The following is a 15,285-nucleotide window of genomic DNA, read 5'->3' on the forward strand; positions in this document are numbered from 1 at the left end:
GCCGACCGCGGGAGCAGTGAGGGCAATTCCGCCGAGGCGCTGCCGAGCGGGCACGGTTGGGCACGACTCCCGGGAATCTTATGCGACGGTGTCTGAGCGGCCGTTCAGCCGAGCCGCCGCGTGATCGTCGGGTCGGTGATCGCCGTATCGTTGGCCAGGAGGAAGGCCTTCGAGAGGATCACCGACAGCATCCCTCCGTCGTCCTCGAACGGTGACGTCGAGGCGCGTGGACGGTTACTCGACGGCCATATGAGCATGATCCGATACAAGCCGCATGTAGCCCGCGACTGTGGGTAGTCGGCTCCGGGATTTCGCTCGGCTACCGGCGAGGAGCGCCCATGACCATCAGTGAGCAACATCGGCCGGAGATCGTCGTCGGACTCGTGGCGACCCCGCCGGACTATCCGGCGCAGGTGGTCGCACGGCTCGCCGCCGAGCTGGCCGACCGGCTCGCCGAGCAGGTGGACCCGGACGTGCGGTGGACCGTCCGGGCAGGCTGGGGCGAACTGGCTCCGCGCCGCGCCGGCGGCGTCGAGGCGCTGCTCGACGATCTCGCCCGCCGGCGCGCCGACGCCCGGTGGGACGTCGCGATCTGCCTGACCGACCTGCCACTGCACACCGAGCGGGTGCCGCTGGTCGCGCAGACGTCCGCCCGGCGCCGAGTCGCGGCGGTGTCCTTGCCCGCGCTGGGGCTGCGCCAGCTGCGAGCGCTCCGCGCGGCCGTCCCGGGTCTCGTGAGCCTGCTGCTCACTGACGCTTCCGAGGAGCGGGTGCCGTCAGCCGGCCGGGCACCGGCCGAGCTGGCCGGCCAGGTCGCCGCCATTCACCGGGTGGTCGGCGAGGCCGATGCCGGGGAACTGGGCTACGTCGCCTCGCGGCTGGCCGGCCGGGTGCGGCTGCTGACCGGAATGGTCCGGGCCAACCGCCCGGGGCGCGCCCTGCTGGGCCTGTCCAAACTCCTGGCCGGCGCCTTCGCCACGGCCGCGTTCGCGCTCACCACCAGCACCATCTGGGAAATGGGTGATGCGCTCGGCGGACTCCGCCTCACCGTGATCATGCTTCTCGGACTGACCGCGCTGGTGACCTGGCTGATCGTCGCGCACGACCTGTGGGAGAAACCGGGCCGGGAGACACCGGCTGAGCTGGCCCGGCTGTTCAACCTGGGCACGATCCTCACCCTCAGCCTGGCCGCCGCGGTGTCCTATCTGGTGCTGTTCGCCGGAACGACACTCGCCGCGGCGCTGCTGATCGACACATCCGTGCTGGAACAGAACCTGCAGCGGCCGGTCGATCTCACCGACTATCTGAACCTGGCCTGGATCATCAGCTCGCTGGCCACCGTCGGCGGGACGATCGGCTCCGGGCTGGAGGACGAGGACACGGTGCGGGCCGCCGCTTACGGCTACCATCCCGAACCCGGCGGCTGGCGGGACGAGAAGGACGCGTGATTCCCGCACACCGCCCCGGCCTCGTAAAACCGTTCAGGCGTCATCGAACACGACATCTGACAACGCCACACCATGGACAACGCCGACCACCGGTCCGTCGCATCGACAACATGGTCCGCGACTTCGACGCAGCCCAGCGCGGCGCCCGAAACAGCGACATCACCGCCGCCGGCGCCCGCGCTGCCGACGCGCGTCAGACCCGAGACCACGCCCGCGAAGAACTGGCCGCCGTCTACGGCGAGAGCGACCGACGCGCGGATCTGCCACCCGACCAGCGAGACATCGAGCAGCGAGTCCGCGCCGAGGAAACCTCACGGCAAGCAGACCGCGATCGCGGTGGCGTCGACCGTGATCGCGGTCCCCACAGCGAGCGCAGCCAGCGCTGCCAGCCGGAGCGCGATCGCGAAGCCTCCCGACAGGAACCCGCCGCCGAGCGTGACGTACCGAGCCGCTGAGAGATCGATCGCTCGCGAGTTGACCGCCGCCGGCCGCAAGTTCTCGGCCTGCGCCAATGTGACTCCGGTCGCCGACCCGCGCGACAACCAGGGCAATGTCCTGATTCCCGGTACTACATCGGCACGCCGCCCGCAATCCGATCCCGGCTGCGCTGGCCCAAGCGGCCGGCCGTGCCGGGCTCGGGCGTGTGACGTGCCACGGTTGATGTCGCTGACTCTGCCTCGCTCTTGCCGCCGGCGACGGTCCGACCAGATCGCCTGGTGTCCGCCCGCACAGGGCAGCCCGGTGGCGGTGGAACGAACCAGATCGTCGACCAGGGCCCTGAAGGGCAGGCCCTCCCTGAGCGGCATGCAGGTCGCTGCTGCGGGCCTGCGTTGGGTGCACCCCCTCAGCCCTCGTACTGTGTCAGAGTGACCGTGCCCGCCGACCCGATGTCCACCGCCCTGGCGCCCTTCGTAGCGATGCTGGGTGCGTACGAACTTGGGTCCGGCCCGGTCGCCGTCCATCGCGGACTTCCCTCGTCCACGGTGTCGATCACGATCCCCGAGGAGGACTCGCTCGAGATCTCGTGGGTCGGGCGGCCCGGCTCGAGCCAGCGGCACCGGGCTGTTGTGGCCGGGCTCCATCTGGACGCGGCCGAGCTGAGGCAGGTGGGATGCACGCGCGGGGTGTGGTTGACGCTCAGCCCGCTGGGCGCCGGCGCACTGCTGGGGCTCCCGGCGTCGGCGCTGGCCGGGCACATCGTGGATCTCGCCGACGTCGTCCCGGCGATGGCGGACCTGCCGGAGCGGCTTGCGGCCTGCCGGACATGGCCGCAGCGTCGCGCCCTCGTCGCGCAGTCCCTGCTCACCGGCCTCGGTCGGCACGGCGAACGCGCCAACCACCACGAACTGCGATCCGCGATCGCAGCCTTGTCCGGGACCACCCGAGTGCAGGAGGCCGCTTTCCGGCTCGGGTGCTCCCGGCGGCATCTGAGCAGTCTGGTTCGAGCCGAGTTCGGGGTGACGCCGAAGGAGTACCAACGGCTCGTCCGCTTCGAGACTGTCCGGGGCCGGCTCGTGGACGCCGCTCGTTCCAGGGGTGTCGGTCTGGCGGCGGTCGCCGCCGCGTCGGGATTCGCCGATCAGGCGCACCTCACCCGGGAGTGGCGGGCCATGGCCGGGTGTACGCCCACTGAGTGGCTACGCGCCGAAGGCCTGGCCGTGCAGGGGCCGTCGGTCGGCGACCGGTAGCCAAGCGAAGAGCGCGCGTTCAGGTGACACCCCATCCGGGTGCGGTTCGTTCCCAGATGTTCAAGACCCCGTCGGCACCAGGCCTAACGATGGGTCCATGACACCGAACACACACATTTGCCCTCGTCTTATCGTGCCCGACCCAGACCGCGCGTCGGCGTTCTACCAGGCCGCCCTTGGCGCCGAGGAAGTGTTCCGTGCTCCCCTGAGCGACGACGGCCGACCCAGCGTCATTCAGCACCGCATCGGTGGTTCGTCCTTCCGGGTCTCCCCGGCCGTCTCCTCATGGGGGTGGCTCTCACCCGGTGACCTCGGCGGCTCCGCGGTCCTCCTCGAGATCGAGGTCGACGCCCCGGACGCGGTCGGCGAACGCATGATCGCCCACGGCGCCGAGGTGGTCGTGCCGATCGAGAACCGGTCCTACGGCAAACGTTCGGGCCGCGTCCGTGACCCGTTCGGCCACCTGTGGATCATCACTGGTGGGCTTCGCTAATGGTGGGCTGGGCGGAGACGTCGAGGATGACGTCGAGTCCCTCGGTGAACCAGTCCCGTTCGCCGGCCGGCAGCGGGTGGCTGATGAGTCGGCCGAGGCCGGGGGAAAGCGTCGAGGTCGAAGCGCACGGCATCCCGCTCGCGGCAATCACCACCGGCGGCAGGGGGTGGCCTGCTCGATGCGTCAGAACGCATACGTAGCAGTCGGGCCCGCGCAGCCTCACATCCGGGATCTCAGCACGTCGACCTCACAGCCCGGCGCGAAGGGGTCGAAGCCGTGCTCGATCAGCCAGCGAACTGCCAGCAGGCTTCGCAACGACCACCACGCGTGGATCACGTCGAGGTCGATGTCGGTGCCATAGCCGGCGATGACGTCGTCGAGGTGCTCCTCGTGTCCGAGTGTGAAGGTGGCGAGGTCGTACAGGGCATCACCCTGGCCCGCCTCGGACCAGTCGATGATGCCGGTGACCTCGTCGCCGTCGACGAAGACGTGCGCGATCTGCAGGTCGCCGTGTGTGAACGCCGGAGTCCACGGCCGGAGCGCGGCCTCGGCGACCTGGCGATTGCGGGTGACCAGGTCAGCGGGCAGGACACCGTTCGTTACGAGCAACTCGCACTCGTCGTCGAGTTCCGCCGCCAGCGCGACGATGCTCCGGCCGGCCCGGCCCGGCAGGGGCGGCAGGGGCGCTTCGTGCAGCTTCCGGATGGCGGCGCCCGCCGCCGCCCACGCCGCCGGCGACCCGGTCGACGGCCCGCCGAGGCGCCCAAGCGTCGTCCCCGGGAGTGCGGCGATCGCGAGCACGGGCGGCTTGCGCCACAGGACCTCCGGGGTCGGGACCGGCGCGAGGGACATCGCCTCGACCTCGACGTCGATGCGCGCCTGATCGGCGTCCACCTTCAAGAACACGTCACCGACGCGCAGAGTCGCGCGCTCGGAATGGGCGACGACGACTTTGACCTCATCCATGGGCGACCAGTATCCCGGGGATGATCGCCGACGTCGCCAGGTTTATCGCGTGCGATCACGCGGCTGCGTGGGTGAGCGTGCTGTGGCGCAGTTGGTGCAGCGTCCACGGTCCGGCCGCCAGGTCGTGGTCGCGGCCTCGAGCAGCTCAGCCGCGCGCCGATACGACAGTCGCGCCCGCCCGGTGCTGGCATCCACGTCGCCGGGAGGCAGCTCGACGCGGGCGCGGCGATCGGTGAGGAAGACCGGCCCACTGCGGCGCGACCGTTCAGCAGGCGGGGCAGCAGCCGGGCGGTGGCGGTGCGCCAGACGATGACGTCGACGGCGCCGCCCTTGCGCCGTACCTTGGCCCGGCGGTTGCGCAGGTCGAGCTCGTCTGCATCGAGGGCCAGGACCTCCTCGGCCCGCGCCGCGCTCTCATACAGCAGCCGAAACAGGGTCCGCTCGCGCAACGGCAGGCTCGAGCGGGTGAGCATGGCCTCGACCTCAGCGCGGGCCAGCGCCCAGGTGCGATCGCGGGTGCGGGCCCGGCGGCGCAAGCGCCGCAGCGGGTCGCCGGCCAGCCAGTCCTGACTACGCCACCACTCCAACGCCGAGCCGAGCGCGTCGCGGTTCGCCGCGGCCGCGCTGCCCCAGCGGGCGGTGAACCACGGGTGCCACCGGAATACGGCAGAGACAGGCCGCGAAGGGGTGGTGACATCGCCTGTAGTCCGGTCAGTGCTGCTCCCCCGCGTACGGCGGCGTCCCTCGATGCGCTCAGCACAGCCGAGTTCTGCATCAGGTGCAGGAATCTTGCATCTGATGCGAAGTGAGTAGACGCCCGAGGAACGCCTCGCAGTGACGCGGCGGCCCCGAACGCAACGAACGCCCCGCCCTGCTTTCGGTGGTGGCAGTGGAATTTGGCTCAGTCGACCACGTTCTCCACGGTCCAAGTCCCTTCGTCCTCGCGTAGGTCGACCACTAGTGATCCGGTGTCGGCTACGGGGGTCGAAGTGCAGCGGAACGAAAACGTACGCTCAGCCAGTTCTCGCAGGTCACCACGACGGGTAAGCCCGGCGATGTGGTGAAGCTTGGCGTACGGTCCGGTTCCGTCGTACAGGTCGGCCTCTCTGGGCCGTGCGGTACGGGCCACGCCTCCCGCCTGCGACGGTGCAGCCGCGTGGTGTCCATCTCGCTGCGTAAACTGTTGGCTCGTGTGCCTGTCTGTGATGTCAACGTGCACACTGACGGTTTCCCGTTCGACCGAAGGACTGAGCCGTGCCCGACCGACCCGAGATTGTCTGCATCTGCGGCTCTACCCGGTTCGTGGACGAGATGCGTGCGGCGAACCGTGATCTGACCTTCGCCGGTGTCATCGTCGTCGCGCCAGGCGAAGCAGACGAGTTGATCACCAACGAGCAGAAGACCGCGCTGGACGCCCTCCACCTGCGCAAGATCGACCTGGCTGACCGGGTTCTGGTCGTCAACCCCGGCGGGTATATCGGCGAGTCCACGAGCAGGGAGATCGCATATGCCCACGCCACCGGCAAGCCGATCTCGTTCACCGATCCCGTCTGACCAGTAGACGCTTCGTGGTGCGCGCGGGCAACGAGTCTCGGTCAGCCTCGGAGCGTGTTGCCGAAGACAGCGCCGTACTCACACAGGAGTTCCCCGTCATCCAACCGTGTCCTGCAAGTGCGTCATGCTGACGGCGATCATGTCGGCGGTGAACTCTTTGCGCGCGTACAGGCGGCGCCGGTGGGCTTTGGCCCGGCATGCCGGGCCAAAGTAGCGCGCATCGGCTCTGGCCGTGACGTGCAACGGCCGCCAGCACTGCCGGCACCGGCGAGAGGTCACCATGGCGCCACCGTACGCCCGGCCAACCGGCCCGCACAGGCACTGCGGCGCAGGCCCGCACCACTACGGTGGCCGCCACCGTTGCCGGACACACCGAGGGAAGAGCCGCCCGTGAGCGCCGTCGTGAACACCGTCACCGTGGGCACCGTTCACCAGTTGAAGGTCACCTTGCGCGGGGTCCGCCCGCCCGTCTGGCGGCGCGTCCACGTGCCGTCGGCCGCGAACCTCGCCGAGCTGCACGAGGCGATCCAGGTCGTGTTCGGCTGGCAGCAGCACCACCTGCACGTGTTCCGCGGCGATCGGACAGGCGCGCACCGGCCGCCCGGCCCGCTACTGGGGTCTGCTGAGCAACGGCCGTGAATCCAACGAAGTTGGATCTGACCTGCGGTGATGTGCCGTTTAGCGCTTGCGTCACACGAGCACGACCCGCCGGAACCAGCCAGAGGGCGCATGCCTAGACGGGTGGGGCGGGTGGAAGGCCCCCTTCCGGAGTTTGGAGACCTTCCACCCGAGCGCTGGTGCACTGCGTCTCACGCTCCAGCATCGCTCCCCAGCCGCCTGTACCAAGGTCACGACACGCGGTGGCAAGACGCACGTGGCATATAGCCATCTTCACCAGCGCGTCGCCGTGGCCGGAATCTGGCCGCAGCGAAGCCCCAGCCAGGTTCGCCCCCTGGCGGAGGCCTCGGGCCCCTCCAAACACCGAGACCTCCACCGGAGAAAGGCCACCCGGAACGCAAGGGGTGACGCGCCATCCAGCATTGCCCCTGGCCGCCCGGCACCCCTGTCACGACACGCGGCAAGATGCTCACGGGTTACCCGCGGTGCCCGTGCTGCCGGGCCTAGGTCAACGCCGACCTGGCGGCAGGCCAAGCGGGAGGCCAAGAGCGGGGGGCAAACGAGCGGCCCGTCAAGACCCGGCAGCAGGCGAAGGAGACGGCGTCCGCCACGGCATCGACCCCAGCGGACGCCGTGGTGAGCGCTGTGGCGCTCGATGCTTCGCCCGCCTCGTTTGTACCCGCTGACAGCCGTCCCGGAAACGATGTGGGTTTCGGGCTTATGAGGACGCGTTTGACCTGCGGAGTTATCGCCCGTCCACCCGCCCGAGGTCAGCGCACAGGGAGGCAGGCGAACTCGACCTCCAACAGGGCGTCCATGGCGGCGTCGGTGCTGCACAACGCAAGGACGGGGCCACCCGGCTCGGCTCCGCCGCGACCCTGCCGTGTCCGGATCGGTGGCCCGCCTTCAGTCGCCACGGATGCGCACCAAGCAGAGGTTGTAACTCGGGGTCTCTACCACACGGTCCCAATCCTTCACGTTGTCGCTGTCCTCGCAGCTCTCGCCCGGATCGCTGGGGCGTGAGTCCCGCCCCCAGTAACTTTCGAGGATGACTTGGTATTCGGCGTCAGCGGAGTCGCAGGGGACCTCGACCAACGAGCCGTCGACGTCGGCGGCACAGTCCCGCACCTCGAGATCGCGCACGCCAGGGTCGGTCAGCGCACGATTCACCCAGGCGGAGAAGCGATCTGTGCCGCCGTCGTGCACCACGACGGCAGTGGGGGCGAGAGCCAGAAGGGCGAGCCCGACCGCCGCACCCTTCCACCCGACTATCCACCCCCATGCCTTCTTCGCGGGTGTGTTCCCGGTGGATTTCACATGAGGGGTAGGCAGTAGGGTGCCCGATGTCTGGACGCGCGTCGCGTGCAGGGTGACGACCTCGGTGACGGCGTCCGGCAGCCAGGCCTCGTCAGCACGTTGCGGGTCGTGCGGGGCGAGGGCGGCCAGCTCGTCCAGCAGCGCCCGCGGTGTGGGTCGTGCGGCGGGGTCCTTGGCCAGGCAGGCGGCCACAAGGGCGGTCAGGGGGGCGGGCAGGTCCGACAGGTTCGGCTCCTCGTGCACGACCCGGTAGACGACCGCGTGCACGGGGCCCTCACCGAACGGGCTGTGGCCGGTCGCGGCGAACGCGAGCACGCAGCCGAGGGAGAACACGTCCGAGGCCGAGCCGACGGTCTGGACCGTGGCCTGCTCAGGGGACATGAACGCGGCGGTGCCCAGCACGGTGGAGGTGCGGGTGTGGGAGGTGGCGTCGAGGGCGCGGGCGATGCCGAAGTCGATAAGGCGGGGGCCGTCCGCGGTGAGGATGACGTTGGCGGGTTTGAGGTCGCGGTGCACCACGTTCTGGGCGTGTATGGCGTCCAACCCCTCGGCCAGGCCGGCGCCGAGCACGGCCACCGACTCCATCGGCAGGGGTCCGTGGTCGGCGACGGCTTGGTGCAGGGTGGGGCCGGGGATGTAGGCGGTGGCCAGCCATGGCGGGTTCCCATCGGGATCGGCGTCCACGACCGGGGCGGTGTAGAAGCCGCCCACCTTACGGGCGGCCTTCACCTCATCGGCGAAGCGGCGCCGGAAGCCTGCGTCACCGGCTAGATCGGAGCGCACGATCTTGACCGCGACGGTGCGGCCGCCTGGGGAGCGGCCCAGGAACACCTGTCCCATCCCGCCGCCGCCCAGCCGGGAATGGATGCGGTAGGGGCCGATCTGTGCGGGGTCGCCGTCGCGCAAGGGGGTGGTCATGGCACCGCTTCCGTGGGGGTGGAGGGGAGTGCGGGAGTCGATGATTTCCAGGAGAATCCGTTGCTTGCCGGAGCCGGCCACGGCCCCGGCAATGGTGACGTCGGGTATTCGCATCAGATGCAATTGGCGCTGGATGCAGCTTTCGCGGAAAATCCAACGCCTGGTCGCGCCGTCTGACGGTAAGGACCACGTCACCAGGTGAACTGACTGCCGGGTAACTATCGGGTGCCGCTCACTGGTCGAAGACGCACTCGACGACGGCCGCGTTCTCCGCGGCCCCGGACCGGAAGTAGCGGGCGGTGGTCTCGGCCGAGGCGTGGCCGAGGAACGACCGAAGACGCTCCAGCTGCTCATCCGACAAAAACCTCGTCGACATCAATCACTCCATGCGCCACAGATCACCTAGTTCATGACGAACCGTAGCGGAGATGATCAACAAGGATCGTGGAACCCGAGAACCCGCAGGTCAGGCGTAAATCCGTTGGATTTCCGCCGTTTGCTACGGGGACCCCACCGAGAGACGGGGCTGCTGTAGTCGAGCGACCCGGACGTCATGATCGAATGCAAATTATCTCTACGTCTTCAAGGGCGACCGCCGACGGCGGCCGCCGTACTCGAGACCCGGGTTGCGGTCGCGGCCGACGACGGTCGGGCCCTCGCGGTGCAGCTGCCCATGAGCACGGCCAGGGCGACGCCGCGACCCGCAACCAGTCCTCCATGAACCAGATCACCACCACAATCGCGGGTCGCGGATGAGGCCGCGGAGCCGCGACCGGTCGCGCGTCCGTCGCGACCCGTGGGCTCGTTACTTCGACTTCGTGTGACTCGGGCTCGGGCTGGGGCTGACCGCACTGGTCGGCGTCGATGACCCGTTTGCGCCTCCAACGGGATCGTCGATCCGCACCTCGGGCACCGTGCCGGCGGGGACCCCTCCTGCTTGGATCTGATCGATCACAGGGGCGATCCCGTTGTAGACGCGGATCGAGAGCGGGTCCGGATCTGAGTACAAAGGACCGCGCTTCCAGAGAATGCGGAGGTAGTCCACGAGCTGGGGGCCGGTCAGCTCAACTGTCACCAGTCCCCCTGGTGCTGGCGTCACCTTCGCCTTGATCTCAGGATCCCCGGACAGGAACCCCACCCTCGACGTCCGCTCCCACAGGTCCCTCACGCATACGATCCGGAGCGTCGTCACGCCTGCCGCTTTGCTCAGCCGCGTCTCGTGTTGCTCCCTCGGTGTGGGCTTGCCAGCTTGGCCGCCGCCGCAGCCGGCTAGCACGGTGCCCAGGAGTGCCGCCACCAGCAGGACGCCTCGCATGCCAGAGAACGCCATGGCCTGTCTCCCTCGCCGTCGTCAAGCCACGCCTCAACGATCACCACCATCCGTCCGACCGACCAGACCGACAAGATCAGTCATGGGTGATCTTTTGGACATAGGGACATGGCGGACAGTTCGCGCCCCCGCGAACGGCTTCATCGAAGAGCTCCGGCGTCAAGCGCAGGGCCTTCGCCGGGTACGGCCGAGGGCATGGGCAAGCACACGCGGATGAGCAAGCAGGCAGCTGCGCGTATCCAGTCCGCAGCCGCCAGGAACTCCGACAGCAAGACCGCCAAGGACGACTTCGACCGGCGCGCACAATCCGCTGGCGACAGGAGCGACCGCCACCAGGGCGACGAGGGCGAGTAGCCGCCGCGGTTGCCGAAAGAACTCGAGAACCACCAGACCGGTTTCGTCGCGGCGGCCGCCCGATGCTGGCGAACGACGCAACCACGAGCCCAGCCGATTGCCGAATCGTTCTCATAGGGGATCAAGAGTCGGCCGCGCCGCGGCGTGGTCGACGGGCCGGGACGGATCGACGGCCGGGCGTGCGGCTCTTCGGCCGGTCCCGGCCGAAGAGCCGCCCGCCCCGGCCCGTCGACCACCACGACGACTCCACGCCCTCCTCGAACGAGGCAGCCTCCACACAAGCCTCAGGCCCGAACGATCACGCACACCTCGGCATTACAACCTGTGTTGAGCGTCGAGACACACTGACAGTGGTCGGCGACAAGTTCTGTCAGTAGCTCACCGTGTGTTTTCCTGCCCCCGGTACTCCGGGGACCCCGTGATGATCGTCTCGTGCTGAGGGCCGCCGTCGAGGTTGTGGCTCTGGCCGCGACGAGAAACCAGGGCCCACGTCTATCCACGATCAGATCAACATCTGATGCGCCGGTAATGGACACGGTCATGGAACGTGATCGACTGACTGCCGCGAAGGACCGAGAACACGTGCAGCCTCGTCTGAGTGCGGTAAAGCTGGCTACCGCCCGAGCACTTCCAGCGCACGTCTTGCTTGATGGTGAAGGCCGGCGTCGCGTTGCTGTCCTTGGCGGATCTGGTGGCCTTGGTTCGCCAGTAGCCAAAGCCCCGGTACTGCTGCAGCGTGGTCGTGATCGACATGTGCCGGCCCCAGCCGCCCCTGTTGCAGTGCAGTTGCCTGCTGGATTTGATGTACCGGCCGCTCCTGTAGGGCGGTATGTGGCGCTCCCAGCCACGACATTGGGGGTGGTAGGCGGTGGCGAACTTGTCCTTCCGCGTCCAACGCTGCACAGTCGACTGAGCGCTCACCGCGCTGGTGGCGTGGGGTCCGGCAGTGCGCTCCTCCGGAGCAGCGTTCGCCGACGCGGTCGCGAGTAGGACGCCCGCTAGTCCGGCTGCGGTGGTGAGTCTGATTACCTTGTTGATCATGACATCGCGGCGGACCTGCTTTGTCTGATTGCGTAGCCCGGTCCGGTGTTCCGCGGTTTGGGCGTTCGCCTTGACTCCAGCCTGTGGGTGTCTCTGCTGGCGGTCTGTGAAGAAGTGCGCAGAACACTCCACGGGTTTCGAGAGCACGCCCTGCACGATCAGAGTGTTGTCCGGTGGGTGGGGTGGTGTCTCGGCGATGAGCAGTACCTCCAGGAGCTGCTGTATGGCAGCGACGTGTTGAGCGCGGAGAAGATGTCAGTGGATCGCGCGGACCAAATGTCAGTGCTCGAAGATGTTGAGCGCCGGGGTGGATCTAGGTGGATGCGCGGATCCCACAGGTCAGCGTGACCATGCCAGTGCCGCCTCGGTTGTCGGCGCGAGGCTGTCGAGGGTGGTCACCGCCTGTTCCTGTGATGGGCTGTTGATCTCGACGAGTACGCCGTGCCGAACGCCGAACAAGACGACACCGCCCAGCCTGTGGACGCGGATCCACTGCTCCCGGTCAGCTGCCGGCAGGCGTAGGGCTGCTCGCCTGGATACGGCTTCTCGCATGCCGCCTGCGGGCTGCCCAACGAAACCGGGTGGAGGGTGACTGCGCTGGAGTTGAAGTCGAGAAAGACGAAGGTGTCGTTGGGGTCGTGCTCGATCTCGACCCACACGGGCGCCTGGCCGGGGAGGCCGAGCAGCGGGATGTCGACGGCTGCGAGAGCGCGCTCCTCATGCCAGTTGACAATCCACGTGCGGCTCTGCAGCACCATCGCGATGACCAGGTGGTACCGCATCCGCGGTGCCACCCGGTCGCCGCAGGGGCCGGGGGCGAGCCAAGGGACCATGCGCCACGGTGTTGCGCCATGGCCCGCCCCCCCGCCGTCGGGTCAGGCGTTGATGGCCTTGCTCTGGCCGCGGCTGATCTCCACCTTGCGTGGCTTGGCCTTCTCCACCACCGGGATGCGCACGGTCAGCACCCCGTTGGTGTAGTCGGCGTCGATCCTGTCGCTGTCGAGGTGCTCCGACAGGTAGACGCGGCGGGTGAAGGCTCCCATCACCCGCTCGCGGACGAAGACGCGCTCGTCCTGTCCGAACTCCTCCTCGCGGCGCGCGCTCACCGACAGCACCCCGCGGTCGACGGTGACCTCGATGGAGTCGGGGGCGATACCGGGCAGGTCGAATCGCAGCACCACGTCATCGGCGCGGCGGATTCCGTCCATCGGCATCACCGCGCCGACGCCCTCGGCGGCGGCCTGGCGGGTGAGCCGGTCGAACTGACGCTCGAACTCCTGCACGAACGGGTCGATCGACGTCAGCAGCATCTTGCTTCACCTCCGAAGACCCCCGGGGCGGCCTGGGCACCCCGGGATACCTGTTCTGCCACAAGAGGAAAACCTCTAGTCCACATTGTAGATAAGCTTGCGGTCGAATTGTCAACTAACTTCCGGGCGACCCTCTGCCGGATCGGCTGCCACTGCCTCGGACGCGGCGGCCTCGAGGCCACGCGCCAGATCCTGGAGTCGGCCGATGTGGGCGCGGGCGACTGCCAGCTCGTCCTCCAGCGACAGGATCCGCATCGTGGAGGCCAGGGAGTGGCCCTGGTCGAACAGTTCCCTGATGCGCGTCACAAAGAGAAGCTGTCGACGGCTGTAGCGGCGATGCCCGCCGGTCGATCGGCCCGGCCGTACGGCCCCGGCGGCGTCCAGGCCGCGCAGGAACGCCTGCTGCACGCCGAGCACCTGGGCGGCCTGACCGGTGGTGTAGGCGGGATAGTCCGGGTCGTCGAGCCGTTCGATCAACGTGATCACTTCCAGTCGTGGCCTGCCGCCAAGTCCACCGAGGAGGGGGTTGACAGATTCTTGCAGTAGTGGCTATAGAATAAGTGTATCGGTCGATGACCTGGCGGCGCTATCAATGGTTTCCGGGGAGAGATCGAGATGCGGGATCTGGATACGCGGCGCGTGGACGGTAAGTTCGCAGAGCTGATCTGTGCCGACGATCAGTGGTTGCGCGAGACGTTCGACGCCCTGATCGCGGCGAGCTATGGGCCTGTACCGCTTCAAAATCCATCGCGTAGGGCTTGAGCTGGGCGTTCTCCGGAGCGGCTACGGGGCTCGGTGGTACTCGTTGATCAGCCCGCCAAGCACCTTCCGGCGTTCGATCCGCCCTTCCAGCGGCCCGGTGACGGCGACGCTTACATCGACCCCGCCCACTTCCACCGCCTGTGCGCCCAGGATCTGCCGCACAGCACCACCGGCGTCATGGCCGCGACCCAGCGTCCCGGCGCCCTTGCCGCGCTCGTCACCCCGTCCGGGCCTCCGGCCTGGAAGACGGTGCCAAGCTGGTTCCTCGTTGCCAAGCAGGACCGCATCATCCCCCCGCAGGCCGAACGCGCCATGGCCAAGCGGGCCAAGGCCACCACCGTCGAGATCGACAGCTCGCACGTCGCGATGCTGAGCCACCCCGACGCGGTCACGCGGCTGATCCTGAAGGCCGCCCGCTAAGGGCTTGTGATCTACAGTTGGATCTTGTTGTGGCGGAGCCAACGTTTCCAGTAGTGGCTGCTGCGGGCGCGGGCCTGGTGAGCGCGTCGATGGTGTGACCAGGCCAGGGCGCGTTGCAGGATTTGGTCGATGGGGCGGGTGGCGGCGCTGGTCAGGTGTGCCAGGAGACGGCGGATCTCGGCGGCCACCAGAATGTACTGACGCTGCCCGTTCAGAGTGACGGTCTCGATGAAATCGCAAGCCAGCAGCGCGTCGGCTTGCGAGCGCAGGAAGTCCGCCCACGTGAGCGACGCTCGTTCAGGGGACGGGTCTATGCCTTCCTGCTTGAGGATCTCCCAGACGGTGGACGGCGCGATTTTGATGCCGAGGGTGGCGAGTTCGCCGTGCACTCGCCGGTAACCCCACGAGGGGTTCTCTCGGACCAGCCGTAGAACGAGCACGCGGATGGATCGCACGGTGGGCGGACGCCCCGGCCGTTTCCTCTGACAAGTGCGAGCGTGGCTCTGCTTGAGCAGATCGCGGTGCCAGCGCAGGACGGTATCCGGACGCACGAGGAGCCGCAGTCGGCGTAGGACCTCGCGCGGTAACGATGACAGGAGCGCGGCCAGGAAGGCTCGGTCCTCGGGAGCGAACGTCACCTTGGTGTCGGCGCCGAGCTGCCGTTCAAGAATGGTGATCTGGTGGCGCAAGGCGAGGATCTCGACGTCCTTGTCTCGATCTCCCAGCGGTAGCAATCGCAGCGCGGCAAAGGCGTTCGTGACGGTCAGGTAGGCCAGGCTAAGAAGCACAAGTGATCATCTTGCCGCGGCTCTGTCCCTTCCGAGAGCCAGAGCCGGCGCACGTCGGGATCAGTAAGGCAAGCCGGATGGCCTGCACGGATGACATTATCGGCAGTGACACATGCGCGGCCCCATTTACGACGCGAGCGTCGGCGGCCTGACCGCATGGACGCTCGGTTCGTCCCTCGCGCTGATCGGCGGGCTGATCAGCATCCTGCTGATGATCAGGCACACCAGGGTCGAGGAAGAGACCGGCCGGCGCGAGCTGCTGGCCTCGGGTGTCGTCA

General features: G+C 68.3%; 20 protein-coding genes. 8 read left to right on the top strand and 12 right to left on the bottom strand.

Annotated elements, in window-relative coordinates:
- Positions 1–104: 104 nt before the first annotated feature.
- Positions 105–257 carry a DUF7737 domain-containing protein gene (locus AC3EO4_RS38760; protein WP_379575694.1) on the bottom strand — a complete coding sequence of 51 codons (153 nt, stop codon included), beginning with the start codon at positions 255–257 and terminating at the stop codon, positions 105–107.
- 81 nt (positions 258–338) lie between these two features.
- On the opposite strand from AC3EO4_RS38760, the gene AC3EO4_RS38765 reads away from it, so the two are divergent.
- The 4 genes from AC3EO4_RS38765 (at position 339) to AC3EO4_RS38780 (ending at position 3,629) form a co-directional block, all read left to right on the top strand.
- Entirely contained in the window at positions 339–1,448 is a 1,110-nt protein-coding gene (locus tag AC3EO4_RS38765) for a DUF2267 domain-containing protein (protein WP_431900431.1), read from the top strand.
- A gap of 110 nt (positions 1,449–1,558) precedes the next feature.
- Complete coding sequence (locus AC3EO4_RS38770; RefSeq protein ID WP_379575696.1) at positions 1,559–1,903, top strand: hypothetical protein; 345 nt, start codon at positions 1,559–1,561, stop codon at positions 1,901–1,903.
- Positions 1,904–2,314: 411 nt separating this feature from the next.
- Positions 2,315–3,136: a helix-turn-helix domain-containing protein gene (locus AC3EO4_RS38775; protein WP_379575697.1), complete on the top strand. Its 822-nt coding sequence runs from the start codon at positions 2,315–2,317 to the stop codon at positions 3,134–3,136.
- A gap of 97 nt (positions 3,137–3,233) precedes the next feature.
- On the top strand, positions 3,234–3,629 hold the full coding sequence (locus AC3EO4_RS38780) for a VOC family protein (protein WP_431900433.1): 396 nt from the start codon (positions 3,234–3,236) through the stop codon (positions 3,627–3,629).
- On the opposite strand, the gene AC3EO4_RS38785 is transcribed toward AC3EO4_RS38780, so the two are convergent.
- The 3 genes from AC3EO4_RS38785 to AC3EO4_RS38795 all read right to left on the bottom strand — a co-directional run bounded on the left by AC3EO4_RS38785 (position 3,610) and on the right by AC3EO4_RS38795 (position 5,068).
- On the bottom strand, positions 3,610–3,783 hold the full coding sequence (locus tag AC3EO4_RS38785) for a hypothetical protein (RefSeq protein ID WP_431900435.1): 174 nt from the start codon (positions 3,781–3,783) through the stop codon (positions 3,610–3,612). The two genes, AC3EO4_RS38780 and AC3EO4_RS38785, sit on opposite strands and share 20 nt — an antisense overlap.
- Before the next feature lie 65 nt (positions 3,784–3,848).
- On the bottom strand, positions 3,849–4,595 hold the full coding sequence (locus tag AC3EO4_RS38790; RefSeq protein WP_405139213.1) for a phosphotransferase family protein: 747 nt from the start codon (positions 4,593–4,595) through the stop codon (positions 3,849–3,851).
- A complete protein-coding gene (locus tag AC3EO4_RS38795) occupies positions 4,526–5,068 on the bottom strand; it encodes a tyrosine-type recombinase/integrase (protein WP_379575701.1) in 543 nt (180 codons plus the stop codon). Before AC3EO4_RS38795 ends, AC3EO4_RS38790 begins: the two co-directional genes overlap by 70 nt.
- Before the next feature lie 781 nt (positions 5,069–5,849).
- Between AC3EO4_RS38795 and AC3EO4_RS38800 the strand changes: the two genes are divergently transcribed.
- Both AC3EO4_RS38800 and AC3EO4_RS38805 read left to right on the top strand, forming a co-directional pair.
- The gene (locus AC3EO4_RS38800) at positions 5,850–6,149 is read left to right on the top strand and encodes a hypothetical protein (RefSeq protein WP_086726831.1); all 300 of its coding nucleotides are present in this window, start codon (positions 5,850–5,852) and stop codon (positions 6,147–6,149) included.
- 390 nt (positions 6,150–6,539) lie between these two features.
- A complete protein-coding gene (locus AC3EO4_RS38805; RefSeq protein ID WP_431900437.1) occupies positions 6,540–6,788 on the top strand; it encodes a plasmid pRiA4b ORF-3 family protein in 249 nt (82 codons plus the stop codon).
- Between the two features lie 885 nt (positions 6,789–7,673).
- Here AC3EO4_RS38805 and AC3EO4_RS38810 read toward each other — a convergent pair.
- The 3 genes from AC3EO4_RS38810 to AC3EO4_RS38820 all read right to left on the bottom strand — a co-directional run bounded on the left by AC3EO4_RS38810 (position 7,674) and on the right by AC3EO4_RS38820 (position 10,332).
- Positions 7,674–9,002 (bottom strand): serine/threonine-protein kinase, encoded by a 1,329-nt coding sequence (locus tag AC3EO4_RS38810; RefSeq protein WP_431900438.1) that lies wholly within the window; start codon positions 9,000–9,002, stop codon positions 7,674–7,676.
- 232 nt (positions 9,003–9,234) lie between these two features.
- Positions 9,235–9,378: a hypothetical protein gene (locus AC3EO4_RS38815; protein WP_431900439.1), complete on the bottom strand. Its 144-nt coding sequence runs from the start codon at positions 9,376–9,378 to the stop codon at positions 9,235–9,237.
- A 429-nt stretch (positions 9,379–9,807) separates the two neighbouring features.
- On the bottom strand, positions 9,808–10,332 hold the full coding sequence (locus AC3EO4_RS38820; RefSeq protein ID WP_379575709.1) for a hypothetical protein: 525 nt from the start codon (positions 10,330–10,332) through the stop codon (positions 9,808–9,810).
- Positions 10,333–10,527: 195 nt separating this feature from the next.
- On the opposite strand from AC3EO4_RS38820, the gene AC3EO4_RS38825 reads away from it, so the two are divergent.
- Entirely contained in the window at positions 10,528–10,686 is a 159-nt protein-coding gene (locus AC3EO4_RS38825; RefSeq protein ID WP_379575708.1) for a hypothetical protein, read from the top strand.
- 507 nt (positions 10,687–11,193) lie between these two features.
- On the opposite strand, the gene AC3EO4_RS38830 is transcribed toward AC3EO4_RS38825, so the two are convergent.
- The 4 genes from AC3EO4_RS38830 to AC3EO4_RS38845 form a co-directional block, all read right to left on the bottom strand.
- Positions 11,194–11,883, bottom strand: a complete 690-nt coding sequence (locus tag AC3EO4_RS38830) for a hypothetical protein (protein ID WP_431900441.1) — start codon at positions 11,881–11,883, stop codon at positions 11,194–11,196.
- A 239-nt stretch (positions 11,884–12,122) separates the two neighbouring features.
- On the bottom strand, positions 12,123–12,560 hold the full coding sequence (locus tag AC3EO4_RS38835) for a hypothetical protein (protein ID WP_431900442.1): 438 nt from the start codon (positions 12,558–12,560) through the stop codon (positions 12,123–12,125).
- 42 nt (positions 12,561–12,602) lie between these two features.
- Positions 12,603–13,037, bottom strand: a complete 435-nt coding sequence (locus AC3EO4_RS38840; RefSeq protein WP_379570343.1) for an Hsp20/alpha crystallin family protein — start codon at positions 13,035–13,037, stop codon at positions 12,603–12,605.
- A gap of 111 nt (positions 13,038–13,148) precedes the next feature.
- Positions 13,149–13,523 (bottom strand): MerR family transcriptional regulator, encoded by a 375-nt coding sequence (locus AC3EO4_RS38845; protein ID WP_379570341.1) that lies wholly within the window; start codon positions 13,521–13,523, stop codon positions 13,149–13,151.
- Positions 13,524–13,832: 309 nt separating this feature from the next.
- Between AC3EO4_RS38845 and AC3EO4_RS38850 the strand changes: the two genes are divergently transcribed.
- Entirely contained in the window at positions 13,833–14,219 is a 387-nt protein-coding gene (locus tag AC3EO4_RS38850) for an alpha/beta fold hydrolase (RefSeq protein ID WP_379570339.1), read from the top strand.
- An 11-nt stretch (positions 14,220–14,230) separates the two neighbouring features.
- Here the strand turns inward: AC3EO4_RS38850 and AC3EO4_RS38855 are convergent, their stop codons facing one another.
- Complete coding sequence (locus tag AC3EO4_RS38855) at positions 14,231–15,007, bottom strand: hypothetical protein (RefSeq protein WP_379570337.1); 777 nt, start codon at positions 15,005–15,007, stop codon at positions 14,231–14,233.
- Between the last annotated feature and the right edge of the window lie 278 nt (positions 15,008–15,285).

The organism is Nonomuraea sp. bgisy101, from assembly GCF_057708945.1.